The organism is Vreelandella sulfidaeris Esulfide1 (assembly GCF_054072535.1).
The window spans coordinates 2,877,330-2,892,734 of record NZ_CM133364.1 but is presented as its reverse complement, the minus strand read 5'-3'; the positions used below and the strand labels follow the sequence as shown (position 1 = coordinate 2,892,734).

Genomic DNA, 15,405 nt, shown 5'->3' with positions numbered 1-15,405 from the left:
TACGTTAACGGTATGTCCCTGACACAAGTGAAAAGTGATAATGAAAAAAACGTTAAGTATTAGAGCCATGTTAATAAGCCTGTTCCTGGCAGCCGTGCTGGGGGCTGTGGTACTGGCGGTAACCGGCTGGACAACCAATCAACGGTTAATCGACTCGCAGCGCTATATTACCGGTGAGGTATTACCGCTTCAGGATGCCAGCCGGGGAATGGTGCTAACGATGGGCGCGTTTGGTCAACGGCATGCGGATCTGCTTGCCGCAGAGAATGCGACAGGCCTTGATGCAGTCACCACTCAAGCCGCATTAGATGAACGTTTTCAAACTGCCCGCCAAGGATTGAGTGGGGTTGATCACGCAGAAGGCCTCAGTGAGCTGGATAGCCATTACCAGGCGTTGCTTGAGGGCGATACGGCGCTTGAGGCGGTACGCCGTGAAGAGTTGAGCCTGCAAACACAAATGGCTGAGCGTATTAGTGCGATGCAAACACTTATTTCTCAAGTGATGCTTAGCGCCGAAGATATTGCCGGACGTGCAGCGCTGGCCCAGGTGCGCAGTGACAATGACCAGCGTGAGTTGATGGAAGCCTGGCGCGAAGACGGCATGACGACCCTGCCTACTACGCTTCTGGATAATATGTTTGCCCCGCAAGCGGATATTGGGCGCTTAAGCGGTAACGCTCGCATGGCCTTAGCGCAGTTATCAGACCTTGGCCGCCAAATGAGGCAAATGGAGAGCTCTGATGCGCTGGTCAACTTGCGTCACAATGAAATTGCCCAGCAGGTTGGGCTTGCTCGTCAATCACTTTCGGCAATTGCCGATGCGCCGAGTACCGAGGTAGAGCAGCGTGCGCTGATTAATAACCTTAGCGAGGTCATCGTAGAGCTGGAAGGACTGATGATATCCGATGATAACGCCGTCTATGAACTTCGTTTCCAGCAACTTGCGCTCCATGAACAAGTGCAGGCGGCGCTTACTAATGTTGCTCAAGCCATGACGCAAATGCGCTCGGCCCTGAGCGACGTTGAAGCGTATACCGTTGAGCAGGCTGATAACGCCGCCACCCAGGCCGAGTCATTAGCCAACGCTGGGCGTTCGTTACTGATCATGGTGACCTTGATTGTTATTGCACTACTGGCAATCTTTGGCTGGCGTACGATGGTGCGCGTACTAGGTCCGCTAGTGGCGATGCGCCACCAAATGGAAAGCATTAGTGGTGCCGCAGGCGAAAACGCTGATCTTTCCAAGCGTCTTGAGCTCAAACGAAACGATGAAGTGGGCCAAACGGCTCAAGCGTTTAATAACATGATGGATACCTTTGAAGGTATGGTGGCGCAAATTCGCGAAAGCGCCGAATCTATCGCGGCCAGCAGCCGCCAAATCGCTGCGGGTAATGAAAACCTCTCCCAGCGTACTGACCAACAGGCAGCATCGTTGGCTGAAACTGCTTCAAGCCTTGAACAAATTACAGCCACCGTGAAGCAAACGGCTGAATACGCTGACCAGGCGAAAGACGCAAGTGGCAACGTTGACCAGCGCGCACGCGCCGCTGGGGATGTGTCAACCCGCACGACGGCAGCCATGGGCGATATCCGAGAGGCGAGCGAAAAAATCACCTCCATTATTAAGGCCATCGACGATATCGCCTTTCAAACCAACCTACTCGCGCTGAATGCCTCTGTTGAAGCCGCGCGAGCAGGCGAGCAGGGGCGTGGATTTGCAGTGGTGGCTCAAGAAGTGCGCAAATTAGCCGGACGCAGCGCTGAAGAGGCAGCCCAAATTCGTCATCTGGTAGACGACAGTGTCGCTAAGGTGAGCGAAGGCGAGCAGCTTGTTAATGCTTCGAGCAAACATCTACAAGAGATCATAGATAGCCTCGGCGAAGTAACCCGCTACGTCACTGAAATTGCAGGCGCTACTCACGAACAGTCGGCGGGTATCGACCAGATCAACCAGGCGATTTCGCAGCTGGATCAAGTCACACACCAAAACGCACGGTTGGTGCAAGAGGCCACGACCGCTAGCCATACGCTGGATGATCGCGCAGGCGATATGCACTCACTAGTAGGACGCTTTCGTGTAAGCGATACGGCAGGGCAACGTCATTTGTCACTCCCCCAGAAGGAAGAAACTATCGAGTAGTAGAAGAATCTGTCGAGTAGTAAGCAATTACTACCTGTTGCCGTTAAGCGCTTGCTAATCTCATTTCACACGCTTTGCGTGTTCTCAATTACTCGATCAATAACCATAAGATCAATAAGAGGAGCACTGAGATGAGTAGCAAGCGCATTTTAATGATCACCGGCGATTTCACTGAAGACTATGAAACCATGGTGCCATTTCAGGCATTGATGGCAGTCGGCCACCGTGTCGATGCAGTTTGTCCTGGCAAAGCCTCGGGCGATACCGTGGCGACCGCGATTCATGATTTCGAAGGTGATCAAACCTATTCCGAAAAGCCCGGCCACCGCTTTGCATTGAATGCCGATTTCGCCGGAACTAACCCTGCTGATTACGATGCTTTGGTAGTGCCGGGTGGTCGCGCACCTGAATATCTCCGCTTAGACAAAGACGTGCTCGCGATGGTGCGACATTTCTTTGAGACCAATAAGCCCGTGGCTGCGATCTGTCATGGTGCCCAGTTATTAGCCGCTGCAAACGTGCTTGAAGGAAAGCAGTGCTCCGCTTACCCAGCCTGCCAGCCGGAGGTAGAACTTGCCGGTGGTCACTTCGCTAATTTGAAAGTGACTGATGCGGTGACTGATGGCAACTTGGTGACCGCACCCGCGTGGCCTGCCCACCCGGCATGGCTGGCGCAGTTTATGGCGCTGTTAAATAAGCAAAGCTAATGGCTTAACGAATTGACTTTCACGCCCGGCCTTGCCGGGCGTTCTGCGCTATTGCCCACTATATTGATAGCGTGAACTTGAACGGACTACTCGGAGAGGTAACGCTTGTGTGCAAACTCTTTATTCAAGCCGACCCTGAACTGTGGCTCAGTGCGACACACTCGCTGCGTATTGATGGCATGGTCACTAGTGTGCGGATGGAGAATTATTTCTGGCACATTCTTGAAGAGATCGCCCAGCGCGATGGGATGAATACGGCACAGATGATTACTCGGCTATACCACGAATCCATCGACGCCGGGCACGATTTGGGTAACTTTACCTCGTTTTTACGCGTTTGTGCCCTGCGCTATCAAGCGCTTCAATTGAGCGGCGATATTCCTGTTCAGCATCAAGTCCCCATCGCCACCCTGGATGCCGAGCAAATTTTGGCGCGTGAAGCTGGCAACAGGCCAGAATCCTTACATTAATAACGGCGAGAAGAGAGCGTTATTTGAGCCGTGCTTCTAGTGCCTTTAAATAGGCTTCAATTCGCGCTGCGTTAGTCCCCACATCGCTGGCCCCAAGTCGCGAAGCAGAACGCATGTCGACCTGCATCCCGTTGTCCAGCTCGGTTAAGCGAATTACCACATCATCTTCAAAGCCAAACCAACGCGTGGTCGCGGTGGCTTCTATTTGATGGTCGGTAATTCTGGCGATACGCCAGCCAGTCTCTTCCGCCTCGGCTTGTGCGGCCGCCAGAACAACCTGCAGGGGCTTATCCACCACTAATGGCTTGATGTGAGGATAGGCTGCTCGTTGCTGCTGAGCAGTTGCATCGCCAGGGTAGGCGACGGCATTCGGCGCGGCTTGCCGTGCCTCAGCGAGGGCTTCAAAAGCAGGCGGGTTCTGGGTATCGGTGGTGATATCGTGAATAGCAGGTACTTGTTGAGCGCGCTGCCAGTATTGCCACGGCATATAAAACAGCGCAGCAGCGGCGACGATAACCAGTGTGGCTATTAAGGCGGGCCTAGATCGATGAGTCAGCATGCTCAACAGCAGCGTGACAATGCTGACCGCGACTGCTGCTACAGCGACATAAACGCCATTACGCAGTAAGTTAAACGCCTCGCCTAGGCTGATAAGTCCGCCACGATAAGCCGGCCCAGCGCCTGCCATCATTAGTGTCGCTCCTGCTACCAGCAGAATGGCTAAGCCAGCCAGTACGCCTAGCCAATGCCCTCGACGAAGGCGTGCCGTTGTTAGTCGCGTTACCATGTTCTCTCCTTACCACAGCGTATTTCACTATTCTTAGCATAACCGCTTCTTCACACAAATACTGTGTCGATTGGCAGGGTGATCCTTTTAAACCATGACAATAGGATATATATGACCGATAACGTAGCCGCTCTTCGCCAGCTACTGCTCAGCGCACCGCGTGATGCATTGCCGATGACGTATCAGCAGGTGGCTAACACACTAGCACTCACGCCGCCGCGCACCATTGCTCAAGTTACCCAGGCGTTAGAGCAATTAATGCGCGAAGACGCTGCACAGCAGAAGCCTTTCATCGCGGCACTGGTGGTCAGCCGCCGGGGCGATGGTTTACCTGCGGCGGGATTTTTTGAACTCGCGGTTGCCTTAGGCCGCTTTCCCGTTGACCCTGTGCACCATGAAGCGGCTTACCGGGCCGAGTTTCAGCGCGCTTTAGAAGCACGGAACAACAGCCAGCGTTAACTTTCGCCACGCTGTCTAGGCATTGTTCGCAGCGGATCAAGCAATGGGCCAAGCCCATTGTGATCGATTTCGTGCATCAGATGCAGCAGTTGGCCAATTTCCCCTGAGGGAAACCCCTCCCGGGCAAACCAGTTTAAATAGGGGCCGGGGAGGTCGGCGATAAGGCGACCCTCATACTTGCCAAAGGGCATGGTGCGAGTCACTAACTTTTCCAGATCCTCTGGCTTCATGCACTAACTCCTCGAGTCTCACGTCAAACACGTTAACCATCATTATCGGACCGCGTGGCGATTTCGCCAATCAATTGGGCAAGCGCACGGGCAGGTTCGCTCAAATGGCCGCTAGTGGGATGAATCAACCCGACATCGCGATGAAAGGTACGCTCGCCTAAATCAATCGCACGGACCTCCGGTGGCCAGCGTTGCTGCGCTATCGCTTCGGGCACCAGGGCAACGCCTACCCCCTTGGCGACCAGCTTAACAATCGCTTCCAGTTCGTCGACTTCACAAACTTCGCGCACGTTGCAGTGGTTGTTGCGTAAGAATCGGTCCACCTGACGCCCGCCAAAGGAAGCACGGTCATAACGGATAAACGGCTGGCTTGTCATCAGCTCTCGCCACTGGTCGCCGCTAATATGCTGCGGCACGATTAATCTAAAGGGCTCGTGGGCAAGGGGCGTCCAGCGCAAATCGCTGTGTAGCGAAAAGGGCGGACGTATAATGATCGCCATATCCAATTCGCCAGCGTCGACTTGATTCACCAGTTCCATGGAAAGCCCCGGCACCACGCGGGTACAGCAATCACTGTAAGTATGATGAAAGCGTGCCAACGCATCAGGGAGTAGCGAGCGCTGAATTGAGGCGATAGCGCCGATATTGACCCGATGTGTTGCCGGTTGGCCTGATAGGGAAGCGCCTAGCGTACTGTAGAGGGTTAGCAGGACATGGGCTTGCTTTAGTGTCTCTTGCCCTCGCTGGGTCAATGTCGCGGCACGTCCTTTACGCTCAAACAACGCAATCCCCAGTTCTTCCTCAAGGCGTTTCATTTGGGCACTGACCGCCGCTTGCGTTAGGCCAATTTTATTGCCCGCTGCGGCAAAGGTGCCTTCCTGTGCCACCGCCATCAGCGTCTTTAGCTCACGGATCATTGATAAATCCTTTTTGTGAATCAGCCAAATAGTTATTGATATTATTTTCCCATGTGCCGCCCTAGGATGAATACACCGTGGTGGCGTTAAATGCCAACCACTCTTCAGAACGCTAATTAAGTAGGAGACTAACATGAGCCTTTCACCCTTCCATTTAGCCATTCCCGTTTACGATGTGGCGTTGGCACGGGCGTTTTATAATGACGTCTTTGGCCTGGAAGAGGGTCGTTCCAGTGATCAGTGGGTCGACTTTAATTTCTTTGGCCATCAGCTGGTGATTCATGAGCAGCCCAAAACACCAGGCCAGGAGAGCGCCCATACAAACCCTGTGGATGGACATAACGTACCGGTGCCGCACTTTGGCGTGATTTTAGAATGGGATGAGTGGGAAGCCCTGGCCGAGCGTTTGAAAGCACGAGATACACAGTTTGTAATTGAGCCGTATATTCGCTTTAAAGGCGAAGTAGGCGAGCAGGCCACTATGTTCTTGCTTGACCCTTGCGGTAATGCGCTAGAGTTCAAAGCGTTCAAGGATATGAGTCAAGTATTCGCAAAATAATAGCTTTGCTAAATAATCAGTGTTCGCTAAATAAGCGGTATTCGCGAAATCGGCTTTCTATTCATTAAACGCGCAACGCCTGCTCCTGTCGGCGATGCTGAAGCGGAGGCTCGCCAAAGTAACGTTTATAGTCGCGGCTAAACTGAGGCACGCTGCGGTAGCCAACCGCCGCAGCGGTCTGATTAACATTGTGATTATCCTGTAGCAGCAATTGCTGTGCTTTGATTAAGCGCAGCCGCTTCAAGTACTGCGCCGGTGAAGAGCGGGTGATCTGCTTAAAGTGCTGATGAAACGTCGACGGACTCATATTCGCCTGAGAAGCTAACTGTTCCACGCTAAAATCTTGAGCAAAGTGAGTATGGAGTTTGGAAAGCACCTGCACGATGCGCGAATAGTTTCCATGTCCCATTACCAAAGCCCTCAATGCTTGGCCTTGTTCACTTTTCAGGGCTTCAAATACCACATCGCGAATGCGCGCTGTGCCCATCGTGCTGCACTCTACCGATACATGCAGCGTTCGCGCTAAGCGCAATACGGCATCCTGCATTCCCTCTGTCATTGCCACCGATGCCATGGGTAATGGCGTATGGGCTTGTTGAACGGCATTGCCCATTGCCGTCACCATTTCGCTTAATAACGCTGGGTCAAGGCGCACTGATATTCCCAGTAACGGCGCTTCCGGTGAGCCATAGGTTTCGCATTCAAACGGCAGTGGCAATGTTTGGACTAAATAATGGCCGGGATCATAATGGATCTCCCGGTCGCCTAGATATCCGATCTTTCGGCCCTGAGCAATAATGGTCAGGCTAGGCTCATAAAGAAGCGGCGTACGTGCTTGGTGTCGGCTTAAACAGAGTAACGACACGCCAGGCAGAGACGTTGGTTTTATACCATCGCCTTCAATAAGGGGGGCGATAACAGTCGCCAGCGCGTTGCCAGCCTGAGCGGTGGAGGTCATGAAGGCTTCTCTCTTTTCTGACGGTATTTGCATAATCATAATGATTTTTGTCAGTTTTTTGTTATTTTATTACGTGGTGCCGGAGAAATAGGCAAAAATGGCGTAGCTTCACTCATCGCTATCCCCCTTAATTAGGCCAATACTGTTGGCATCCCTCGTGCTCGAGGAAAAGACTACTGATTTTTGAAGGTAGTCTTTAGAAAGCCCCAGCTTGATGACAAGGAATTCGATCGATGAACCAAGCAAAATCCTACGCAGCATTTGCTAATGATAAACCCTTAGCGCCATTTACGTTTGACCGTCGCCAGCCACGTCCTGACGACGTGGCGATTGAAATTCTTTACTGCGGTGTTTGCCACAGTGATCTCCACTTTGCGCGCAACGATTGGGGCATGAGCCAATACCCCGTTGTGCCCGGCCATGAAATTGTTGGCCGCGTCACCTCTGTTGGCGATAAAGTTTCACGTTTTAAAGCCGGTGATTTAGTCGGTGTTGGTTGTATGGTTGATTCGTGCCGTACTTGCGCCGCCTGTAAAGATGGCGTTGAGCAGTACTGCCTGGAAGGCTTTACCATGACCTACGGCGGCGAAGACCGCCAGGATGGCACCATGACCCAGGGTGGCTACTCCGACGCCATCGTGGTGAGCGAGCACTTTGTGCTGCAGATGCCCGATGGTATTGATCTGGCCTCGGCGGCGCCGATTCTCTGTGCCGGTGTCACTACTTACTCACCGCTCAAGCACCACGGTGTCGGTAAAGGCCATAAAGTCGGTGTAATCGGTATGGGTGGCTTAGGCCATATGGGCGTTAAACTGGCCAAGGCGCTGGGCGCTGAAGTCACGGTATTTACCCGTTCCGACGCTAAAGTGGAAGAAGCCAAGCGTAACGGTGCTGATCACGTGGTAGTTTCCAGCGATCAGGCACAGATGGATGCCGTCGCAGAAACCTTCGACTTTATGCTCGATACCGTACCCGTACAGCATGATCTAAACCCTTACCTGACATCGCTGAAGTATGACGGTACTCACATCATTGTCGGTTTGCTAGAGCCCATTGAGCCCGCCATTGAAGCGTTCAACCTGGTCTTTAAGCGTCGTGTGGTAGCCGGTTCGCTCATTGGTGGCATTGCAGAGACCGAAGAGCTGCTCAAACTCTGCGCTGACCAAGGCATCACCTGTGATATCGAAATGCTGGATATCCACAACATTAACGAAGGCTTTGAGCGGATGGAGAAAGGTGACGTTCGTTATCGTTTCGTGATTGATATGGCGACGCTGAAAAATAGCGCCGCCTAAATGCCTGCTTGGCTAGCCTGAGCCAACTAAAACGGCCCGAATCCTGCAGAGGAGTCGGGCCGTTTTTTGGCAAAGGCTTAACGCTTAGCGCTGTGTCAGCTACGACGCTGGCGAGTGGTTCTTGCTGCCGCCATCCCTGGTACAAGCATCAAACCTGCCAATAGCCAGGCGGGCCAACTGCCGGTACGGGTAAACGGTGTCAGGCCTTCCATGGCGTAAAACTCACCGGTAAGCAGGGTGGTTTCGAACTGCGGTGCGCGCTTAACAATGCGGCCATTGTCGTCAATAATTGCCGTAATGCCGTTGCTGGTGGCGCGAATTACATAACGACCATTCTCTAGCGCTCGCAGCCGTGCCATCTGAAGGTGCTGATGCGGGCCGATAGAAGCACCAAACCAGGTGTCGTTAGATACCGTCATGATTACATCGCTGTCTTGGGCGCGGCGGGCGACCAACTGAGGGTAAATGATTTCATAGCAGATCGCATTGCCGATAGAAATACCCGCGGCCTGCATCGGCGTCTGCTCATGCTCACCTTTGGTAAAGGCCGACATGGGCAGGTCAAAGAAATCTATCGCTCCGCGTAGCACGCTTTCCAGCGGCAAGTACTCACCAAAAGGCACTAAGTGCTCTTTCTGGTAGCTCCCCTCGACATTGCCGACGCCGATCACGCTATTGAAGTAGCGTTCTTGTTCATCGCGCTGAACGATACCGGTGAGCAGAGCGACATCAGGCGGTAGGTTCGCTTGCACCCGCTCCAAGACCGGGCGGGCCTGCTCTTCTATCATCGGCAGGGCCGTTTCTGGCCATACGATCAGATCCACTTCATCGGCAACTTCGCGGGTAAGTTCGCTATAGGTGTTCGCCGCCGTGCGTTGCCCTTCAGGTGTCCACTTCAATAGCTGTGGCAGATTGCCTTGCAGTAGGGCCACGCGGGTGGGGTCACTGGCTTGGGTCGTCCATTGCTGGGGAAGGGCCATTGGGATTAACCAAATAGCCGCAAGCGGCGCAATTGCCCACCACTGACGGCGAAACAGTAGTTCTGCAGCGAAAGTGCCGCTAAGGGCTACCAATAATGATAGTAGGTACACCCCACCAACCGGCGCCCAGGCGGCTAGCGGTGAGTCGACGTAGCCAGAGCCCAGTAGCAACCATGGAAAGCCGGTAAACAGGTAGGTACGCAGCACCTCGCCCAGCACCCAGGCGCCTGCAAAGCTTATAAAAGCGAGACGAGCGGATATAAAGCGCCGGTATAGCCAGAAGGTACCGGCAAAAAAAAGCGCCAATATCGTTACGAACAGAGTCGTTAGAAATACCGCTAGGGGCACACTGGTGTAGCCATAGTCATGAATGGAGACATACACCCAGGACGTGCCGCTGGCGAATAGCGCCACACCGTATAACCAGCCTTTAAGCGCCGCTTGCGCGGGCGTTAAGGCGTGCAGCCCTGTATAAAGTAAACCGATCGCCACAGGCCCTAACCACCAAAGCTCGAAAGGGGAAGCCGTTAGGGTGGTGAAGCCGCCAGCGACCAGGGCGGCAAGCAGCTGTAACAATAACGCGGGGGGTAAACCCATAGCGATAACCTATCTACGGTAAGATTTGAAAGAGTGGACACAAAGAGTAACGAATGATGCAGCCTAAGATTTTTACTCTTCTTGGGCGTCATCCTCTTCGTCATCGCGGCGGGTATCTCGGTAGGCTTCGAGCAGGCGAATGCGCCGTGTATCGGCATTGAGAATCACAAATCGCCAGCCGCCGAGAGTGGTATGCTCACCGCGCCGTGGCAAATGGCCAAACTGTTGCATCACCAGGCCGCCAACGGTATCAAATTCGTCGTCGGAGAACTCGGTATTAAAGCGTTCGTTGAAGTCTTCGATGGGGGTCAGTGCGCGGATAGCAAAGTGGCCATTCTCTAATTCGCGGATATCCTCTTCTTCATCGATATCATGCTCATCTTCGATGTCGCCGACGATCTGCTCAAGGATATCTTCGATGGTGATAATGCCCGCCGTGCCGCCGTATTCGTCAACGACAATGGCCATATGGTTATGCGTGTCACGAAACTCTTTCAGCAAGCTGTTAAGGCGTTTTGATTCAGGAATAAACATTGCTGGGCGCAAAATATCATCGAGCTTGAAGGCATCACGCTGGGCCTGCGTTTGCGAAAGCAGCGGGAGCAGATCTTTTACCAGTAGAATGCCTTTCACGTCATCCAGGTTTTCACCAATCACCGGGTAGCGGGAGTGGCCGGTTTCCTGAATCAGCGGCAAATAGCCATCGCTAGTTTGATCCAGCGCGATAGCCGACACCTGGGAGCGGGGTATCAGCACTTCACGTACCTGCTGATCGCTGATCTCAAGCGCACCTTCGATAATCATGATGGCGTCTTGATCCAGCTTTAACTTCCCTGCGGTATGGCGTAAAAACGTCATCAACTCATCGCGTGAGCTGGGTTCGTCATTGTCTCCGGAAAGGGCGCCAAAGAGTTTCTCGAGCCAGGATTTTTGATTGAGGTTGCTCGATCGGTCTTCGCTCATGCGTCAATTCTCTCGTTTGCGGGCAGTCGGTGGCTATCTCATTTACTACGCTGTCAGCTAGCTTTTTACCACTGACGCGGGGGATAGTACCAGATTGACAGTAACAGATTCGCTGTTACATGATTTAACGCAACTACTGTCAAACAGCATAGGCTTAAGGCGTTTCAAAGATTTAAAACGTTTCGCCATCATTATCGATTGCGTGGGTGTTGTCAGCATAAGGGTCGGGGATATTCAGCTCAGCTAACAGTTCGCGCTCAAACTGCTCCATTTCCTCAGCTTCCTGATCATCAATATGATCGTAGCCCATTAAATGCAAGATGCCATGCACGACCATATGCGCGTAGTGATGCTCAAGAGGCTTATCCTGCTCGCTAGCTTCTTGAGCTACGACAGCATGACAAATCACCAAGTCGCCGAGTAGGGGTAAATCAATGCCCGGCGGGCTTTCAAACGGAAACGACAATACGTTAGTGGTTTTGTCTTTGCTTCGGTAATCACGGTTAAGCGTCTGGCTTTCACGCTCATCCACAAACCGGATAGTCACTTCGCGGCGCTGGTCATCCGGGTGGTGCGCAAAAACACAGCCCACCCATTGGGTGAGCTGTGTAAGGGAGGGAAGCAACGGTTCGTTAATCGCCGCCTGCCGATCAATCACAATCTCGTTCGTCGCGAGCTTATTCATCGTGAACTATCCCAAGAGCTTTCACGCGACTGCATGCGGGCGTCACGCTCTTGCTGGCGCACTTCCCGGCGGGCACGTTCTTCTACTTCTTGCTGGGATTCAAACATATCGTAGGCTTCGATAATGCGCTGAACCAACGGGTGGCGCACGACGTCCTTGGCGGCAAAGTGCGTGACCCCGATCCCTGGCGTGTCTTTTAACACGTCGAGCACTTGAATCAGCCCCGAGCGCTGGCCTTTAGGCAGGTCAACCTGAGTGACATCGCCAGTAATCACGGCGGTGGAGCCAAAGCCAATCCGGGTCAGAAACATTTTCATCTGCTCGGGGGTGGTGTTTTGGCTCTCATCGAGAATGATATAGGAGTTGTTGAGCGTACGACCGCGCATATAAGCCAGCGGGGCAATCTCTATGACCTGTCGTTCAATCAGCTTCGCCACTTGCTCAAAACCGATCATTTCATATAAGGCATCATAAAGTGGGCGCAGGTAGGGATCGATTTTCTGAGCGAGATCGCCAGGAAGAAAACCAAGCTTTTCACCCGCTTCAACCGCCGGACGCACTAGCAAAATACGGCGCACTTCCTGCTGATTGAGTGCTTCGACTGCGGCGGCAACGGCTAAATAGGTTTTACCTGTTCCCGCGGGTCCAATGCCGAAATTGATATCGTGCTCACGGATGCTTGAAACATAGCGCTGCTGATTAAGCCCGCGTGGTTTGATCATGGTGCGTGGGGTGCGCATGATCACTTCATCGCTGCTGCCGGTGCCATCCTCTTCGTCTTCCAGTGCTTCGAGCCCGGATTCTTGCAGGAAAAGGTGCACGGTATCGGCATCAAGTTCGCTCGCCGCTGTTTCGCGATAAAGGTGTTCCAACACGTTCGCCGCTGCCTTAATACGGTTGGCTGGACCCGCGAGTTGAAACACATTGCCCCGGTTGCGCAGCGTCACGTCCAGGCGGCTTTCAATCAGCTTCAGATGCTCGTCCTGCTGGCCGCAAAGGCTAGCAAGGCGCTGCGGATCATTGGGTTCAAGGCTTAAGGTGATGATGCGATTGGCCTGAGGTGTGGGCTGGCTCAAGAGTGGGGAACCCCTCGTTAGTGTGTGTATTCTTAGCTTACTGCTCCGACCAGGGCCGGAGCAATCACCTTTGTTAATGGCAATGTTAAGGGAATGTTTAATAGCGCTCGGGTGAGGCAAGTTCGCCGCGTAGCGAATTGGGAAAGGCCTCGGTAATCTCAACATCCACAAAATAGCCAATCAGCTCGGTCGGGTTGGCGGCGCGGAAGTTAACCACGCGGTTATTCTCAGTCCGCCCGGAAAGCTGGCCGGGGTCGCGCGGCGAAAAGCCATTAACCAGTACGCGTTGAGTGCTGCCTACCATGCGACGGCTAATTTGGGCCGTTTGTTGAATAATGCGCTCTTGTAAAATCGCTAAGCGCTGCTTTTTAACACTCTCTGGTGTTTCATCAGGCAGGCCGGAGGCAGGAGTGCCAGGGCGTGCCGAGTAAACGAAGCTAAACGAGTGATCGAAGCCAATTTGGTGAATTAAGTTCATCGTGGCTTCAAAATCTTCTTCCGTTTCGCCAGGGAAGCCGATGATGAAGTCCGACGAGAAGCTGATATCGGGGCGGTTAGCGCGGATTCTTTCCATCTTTTCGATGTACTCTGCGGCTGTGTGGCCACGCTTCATAGCGTTAAGAATACGGTCAGAGCCCGACTGCACCGGTAGGTGTAAGTGACTTACCAGCTCAGGAATATCGGCGAAGGCGTCCACGAGGCTATCGGTAAACTCTACCGGATGCGACGTGGTAAAGCGGACGCGGTCAATACCGTCTACTGCTGCCACACAGGCAATCAACTCGGCCAGGTCGATCTCGTCGCCAAGCTGGTTTTCACCGCGGTAAGCATTAACGTTTTGGCCTAGCAGATTGATCTCACGCACACCCTGATCGGAAAGGTGGATGACTTCGTCCATGACCGCTTCGAACGGGCGCGAAACCTCTTCACCGCGAGTGTAAGGCACCACGCAGAAGGTGCAGTACTTTGAGCAGCCTTCCATGATCGACACAAACGCCGTTGCACCATCCGAGGAGGGCTTGGGCAGGTGATCGAATTTCTCGATCTCCGGAAAGGTGACATCCACGGCGGCAATTTGGTTATTACCGCGAGCATCCAGCATCGAGGGAACGCGGTGTAGGGTTTGCGGCCCGAACACCATATCAACATGAGGGGCACGCTTGCGAATGGCTTCGCCTTCTTGGCTTGCCACGCAGCCGCCTACGCCAATCACCAGGTTAGGGTTGGCATCTTTCAGTTTTTTCCAGCGTCCGAGCTGATGAAAAACTTTCTCCTGCGCTTTTTCGCGAATCGAGCAGGTGTTTAACAGAATGACATCGGCTTCACGCTCATTATCAGTGAGTTCGAGCTGGTGAGATTCGCCGAGTAGATCCGCCATACGGGAGGAGTCGTACTCGTTCATTTGGCAGCCGTGCGTTTTGATGAAGAGCTTCTTCGCCATCGGTACCTGTCATCTATGAGTCGTCGGGGGACGAGGATGAATGGAGTGTTATCGTGCGGCCTGATTTTTGATGACCACGCCGCTGTCAGTAATGGGCGCATTATACGGATACAGGAAACCAGCGGCTAGCGTTCCTCAATAATCGATACTTGACCGGCCCATTTCTATGGGTATACTACGCACCGTGTTTGAGCAGTTCCTCGATAGCTCAGTTGGTAGAGCAAATGACTGTTAATCATTGGGTCGCAGGTTCGAGTCCTGCTCGAGGAGCCAACCGCTAAGTACGTTAACTATTGCGTTAATTAGCGGCTCCCACTCATTCACATCAGCAAGTTAAATGTTCCTCGATAGCTCAGTTGGTAGAGCAAATGACTGTTAATCATTGGGTCGCAGGTTCGAGTCCTGCTCGAGGAGCCAAATTGCTGTTCTGCTTTATTTTACCTTTACGGTAAACGTTCCCCGATAGCTCAGTTGGTAGAGCAAATGACTGTTAATCATTGGGTCGCAGGTTCGAGTCCTGCTCGGGGAGCCAATGGCAGATTCCTCACGTTTTCCCTTCCTTACTTTCGTTATAGCTTCCTCTTGCGTTATAGCTTCCTCTTTCGATTAACGCTTCTCTTTTTTGCCGTTAGTGCACCCATCGATAGCCTTCGCTGTTACGCATCTACTTTGTTGTCGTAAACTGCGCTGATAATCCTATGGTCTGTTAATCCTATGGTTTAGGAAGGTTATGGTGGATAACGTAAAAACGTCCCAGGCGCTCTCAATATTTAAATGTTTAAGCGATGAAACACGCTTGATGCTGGTGCTGCTGGTTGCTCAAGAGCAGGAGCTATGTGTGTGTGAGATGACCCATGCATTGCAAGTGTCGCAGCCCAAGGTATCCCGACACTTGGCTCAATTGCGCCAGTGTGGGCTGCTCAGCGATCAGCGCGAAGGTCAGTGGGTCTATTACCGAATTGCGCCTCAGTTGCCTGCCTGGGCGCTTGATATTATACAGGCCGGTAGTGAGGGCAGTGCCGTTGTATTGGCGGGACTGACCAAACGCTTGACCACAATGGGTGATCGGCCAGCGAGGCGGGCAGTGCTTTGTTGAAGAAAGGGTGAAATTAGGATAAAGCCAACGTTGTCGCCTCAAAAA

The 15,405-nt window shown here is 53.0% G+C and carries 16 protein-coding genes and 3 tRNA genes; 10 read left to right on the top strand and 9 right to left on the bottom strand.

Features of this window, described 5'->3' with window-relative positions; all coding sequences use genetic code 11:
- Positions 1-67 precede the first annotated feature (67 nt).
- The 3 genes from ACW44H_RS13550 (at position 68) to ACW44H_RS13540 (ending at position 3,317) form a co-directional block, all read left to right on the top strand.
- The gene (locus ACW44H_RS13550) at positions 68-2,140 is read left to right on the top strand and encodes a methyl-accepting chemotaxis protein (RefSeq protein WP_457505025.1); all 2,073 of its coding nucleotides are present in this window, start codon (positions 68-70) and stop codon (positions 2,138-2,140) included.
- 131 nt (positions 2,141-2,271) lie between these two features.
- Positions 2,272-2,847 carry a DJ-1/PfpI family protein gene (locus tag ACW44H_RS13545; RefSeq protein ID WP_457505023.1) on the top strand — a complete coding sequence of 192 codons (576 nt, stop codon included), beginning with the start codon at positions 2,272-2,274 and terminating at the stop codon, positions 2,845-2,847.
- Positions 2,848-2,954: 107 nt separating this feature from the next.
- Positions 2,955-3,317: a ribbon-helix-helix domain-containing protein gene (locus tag ACW44H_RS13540; protein WP_457509034.1), complete on the top strand. Its 363-nt coding sequence runs from the start codon at positions 2,955-2,957 to the stop codon at positions 3,315-3,317.
- 19 nt (positions 3,318-3,336) lie between these two features.
- Here ACW44H_RS13540 and ACW44H_RS13535 read toward each other — a convergent pair whose 3' ends face one another.
- Positions 3,337-4,104 carry a DUF1499 domain-containing protein gene (locus tag ACW44H_RS13535; protein WP_457505021.1) on the bottom strand — a complete coding sequence of 256 codons (768 nt, stop codon included), beginning with the start codon at positions 4,102-4,104 and terminating at the stop codon, positions 3,337-3,339.
- 111 nt (positions 4,105-4,215) lie between these two features.
- Here ACW44H_RS13535 and ACW44H_RS13530 point away from each other — a divergent pair, with 111 nt between their 5' ends.
- Positions 4,216-4,563 carry a hypothetical protein gene (locus ACW44H_RS13530; RefSeq protein WP_457505019.1) on the top strand — a complete coding sequence of 116 codons (348 nt, stop codon included), beginning with the start codon at positions 4,216-4,218 and terminating at the stop codon, positions 4,561-4,563.
- Here the strand turns inward: ACW44H_RS13530 and ACW44H_RS13525 are convergent.
- Together ACW44H_RS13525 and ACW44H_RS13520 are read right to left on the bottom strand one after the other, a co-directional pair.
- A complete protein-coding gene (locus ACW44H_RS13525) occupies positions 4,560-4,793 on the bottom strand; it encodes a DUF3820 family protein (RefSeq protein WP_457505017.1) in 234 nt (77 codons plus the stop codon). The two genes, ACW44H_RS13530 and ACW44H_RS13525, sit on opposite strands and share 4 nt — an antisense overlap.
- A 32-nt stretch (positions 4,794-4,825) precedes the next feature.
- The gene (locus ACW44H_RS13520) at positions 4,826-5,710 is read right to left on the bottom strand and encodes a LysR family transcriptional regulator (RefSeq protein WP_457505016.1); all 885 of its coding nucleotides are present in this window, start codon (positions 5,708-5,710) and stop codon (positions 4,826-4,828) included.
- 133 nt (positions 5,711-5,843) lie between these two features.
- Here ACW44H_RS13520 and ACW44H_RS13515 point away from each other — a divergent pair, with 133 nt between their 5' ends.
- The gene (locus tag ACW44H_RS13515; protein ID WP_457505014.1) at positions 5,844-6,269 is read left to right on the top strand and encodes a VOC family protein; all 426 of its coding nucleotides are present in this window, start codon (positions 5,844-5,846) and stop codon (positions 6,267-6,269) included.
- 64 nt (positions 6,270-6,333) lie between these two features.
- On the opposite strand, the gene ACW44H_RS13510 is transcribed toward ACW44H_RS13515, so the two are convergent.
- Complete coding sequence (locus tag ACW44H_RS13510) at positions 6,334-7,227, bottom strand: AraC family transcriptional regulator N-terminal domain-containing protein (RefSeq protein WP_457505012.1); 894 nt, start codon at positions 7,225-7,227, stop codon at positions 6,334-6,336.
- A 233-nt stretch (positions 7,228-7,460) separates the two neighbouring features.
- Between ACW44H_RS13510 and ACW44H_RS13505 the strand changes: the two genes are divergently transcribed.
- A complete protein-coding gene (locus tag ACW44H_RS13505) occupies positions 7,461-8,522 on the top strand; it encodes an NAD(P)-dependent alcohol dehydrogenase (RefSeq protein WP_457505011.1) in 1,062 nt (353 codons plus the stop codon).
- 95 nt (positions 8,523-8,617) lie between these two features.
- Here ACW44H_RS13505 and lnt read toward each other — a convergent pair whose 3' ends face one another.
- From lnt to miaB, 5 genes are all read right to left on the bottom strand, one after another.
- Complete coding sequence (lnt, locus tag ACW44H_RS13500) at positions 8,618-10,099, bottom strand: apolipoprotein N-acyltransferase (protein ID WP_457505009.1); 1,482 nt, start codon at positions 10,097-10,099, stop codon at positions 8,618-8,620.
- A 72-nt stretch (positions 10,100-10,171) separates the two neighbouring features.
- Entirely contained in the window at positions 10,172-11,062 is an 891-nt protein-coding gene (locus tag ACW44H_RS13495) for an HlyC/CorC family transporter (RefSeq protein ID WP_113269939.1), read from the bottom strand.
- A gap of 172 nt (positions 11,063-11,234) precedes the next feature.
- Positions 11,235-11,747: an rRNA maturation RNase YbeY gene (gene ybeY / locus ACW44H_RS13490; protein ID WP_113269940.1), complete on the bottom strand. Its 513-nt coding sequence runs from the start codon at positions 11,745-11,747 to the stop codon at positions 11,235-11,237.
- Positions 11,744-12,823 (bottom strand): PhoH family protein, encoded by a 1,080-nt coding sequence (locus ACW44H_RS13485; protein WP_113269941.1) that lies wholly within the window; start codon positions 12,821-12,823, stop codon positions 11,744-11,746. Before ACW44H_RS13485 ends, ybeY begins: the two co-directional genes overlap by 4 nt.
- A gap of 97 nt (positions 12,824-12,920) precedes the next feature.
- Positions 12,921-14,264, bottom strand: coding sequence for a tRNA (N6-isopentenyl adenosine(37)-C2)-methylthiotransferase MiaB (miaB, locus tag ACW44H_RS13480; RefSeq protein ID WP_447043672.1), 1,344 nt, complete (start codon positions 14,262-14,264; stop codon positions 12,921-12,923).
- Between the two features lie 197 nt (positions 14,265-14,461).
- On the opposite strand from miaB, the gene ACW44H_RS13475 reads away from it, so the two are divergent.
- From ACW44H_RS13475 to ACW44H_RS13460, 4 genes are all read left to right on the top strand, one after another.
- Positions 14,462-14,537: transfer RNA gene (locus ACW44H_RS13475), tRNA-Asn, on the top strand.
- A gap of 68 nt (positions 14,538-14,605) precedes the next feature.
- Positions 14,606-14,681, top strand: a tRNA-Asn gene (locus ACW44H_RS13470).
- Between the two features lie 39 nt (positions 14,682-14,720).
- Positions 14,721-14,796 (top strand) — tRNA-Asn (locus ACW44H_RS13465).
- 198 nt (positions 14,797-14,994) lie between these two features.
- Positions 14,995-15,360 (top strand): metalloregulator ArsR/SmtB family transcription factor, encoded by a 366-nt coding sequence (locus ACW44H_RS13460; protein WP_457505006.1) that lies wholly within the window; start codon positions 14,995-14,997, stop codon positions 15,358-15,360.
- The last annotated feature ends 45 nt before the right edge of the window (positions 15,361-15,405 follow it).

Coding starts and splice junctions, on each gene's coding strand:
- ACW44H_RS13515 (WP_457505014.1), top strand. CDS start 5,844: ATGAGCCTTTCACCCTTCCATTTAGCCATTCCCGTTTACGATGTGGCG.
- ACW44H_RS13550 (WP_457505025.1), top strand. CDS start 68: ATGTTAATAAGCCTGTTCCTGGCAGCCGTGCTGGGGGCTGTGGTACTG.
- ACW44H_RS13525 (WP_457505017.1), bottom strand. CDS start 4,793: ATGAAGCCAGAGGATCTGGAAAAGTTAGTGACTCGCACCATGCCCTTT.
- ACW44H_RS13510 (WP_457505012.1), bottom strand. CDS start 7,227: ATGACCTCCACCGCTCAGGCTGGCAACGCGCTGGCGACTGTTATCGCC.
- ACW44H_RS13495 (WP_113269939.1), bottom strand. CDS start 11,062: ATGAGCGAAGACCGATCGAGCAACCTCAATCAAAAATCCTGGCTCGAG.
- ACW44H_RS13530 (WP_457505019.1), top strand. CDS start 4,216: ATGACCGATAACGTAGCCGCTCTTCGCCAGCTACTGCTCAGCGCACCG.
- miaB (WP_447043672.1), bottom strand. CDS start 14,264: ATGGCGAAGAAGCTCTTCATCAAAACGCACGGCTGCCAAATGAACGAG.
- ACW44H_RS13535 (WP_457505021.1), bottom strand. CDS start 4,104: ATGGTAACGCGACTAACAACGGCACGCCTTCGTCGAGGGCATTGGCTA.
- ACW44H_RS13545 (WP_457505023.1), top strand. CDS start 2,272: ATGAGTAGCAAGCGCATTTTAATGATCACCGGCGATTTCACTGAAGAC.
- ACW44H_RS13505 (WP_457505011.1), top strand. CDS start 7,461: ATGAACCAAGCAAAATCCTACGCAGCATTTGCTAATGATAAACCCTTA.
- ACW44H_RS13520 (WP_457505016.1), bottom strand. CDS start 5,710: ATGATCCGTGAGCTAAAGACGCTGATGGCGGTGGCACAGGAAGGCACC.
- lnt (WP_457505009.1), bottom strand. CDS start 10,099: ATGGGTTTACCCCCCGCGTTATTGTTACAGCTGCTTGCCGCCCTGGTC.
- ybeY (WP_113269940.1), bottom strand. CDS start 11,747: ATGAATAAGCTCGCGACGAACGAGATTGTGATTGATCGGCAGGCGGCG.
- ACW44H_RS13460 (WP_457505006.1), top strand. CDS start 14,995: ATGGTGGATAACGTAAAAACGTCCCAGGCGCTCTCAATATTTAAATGT.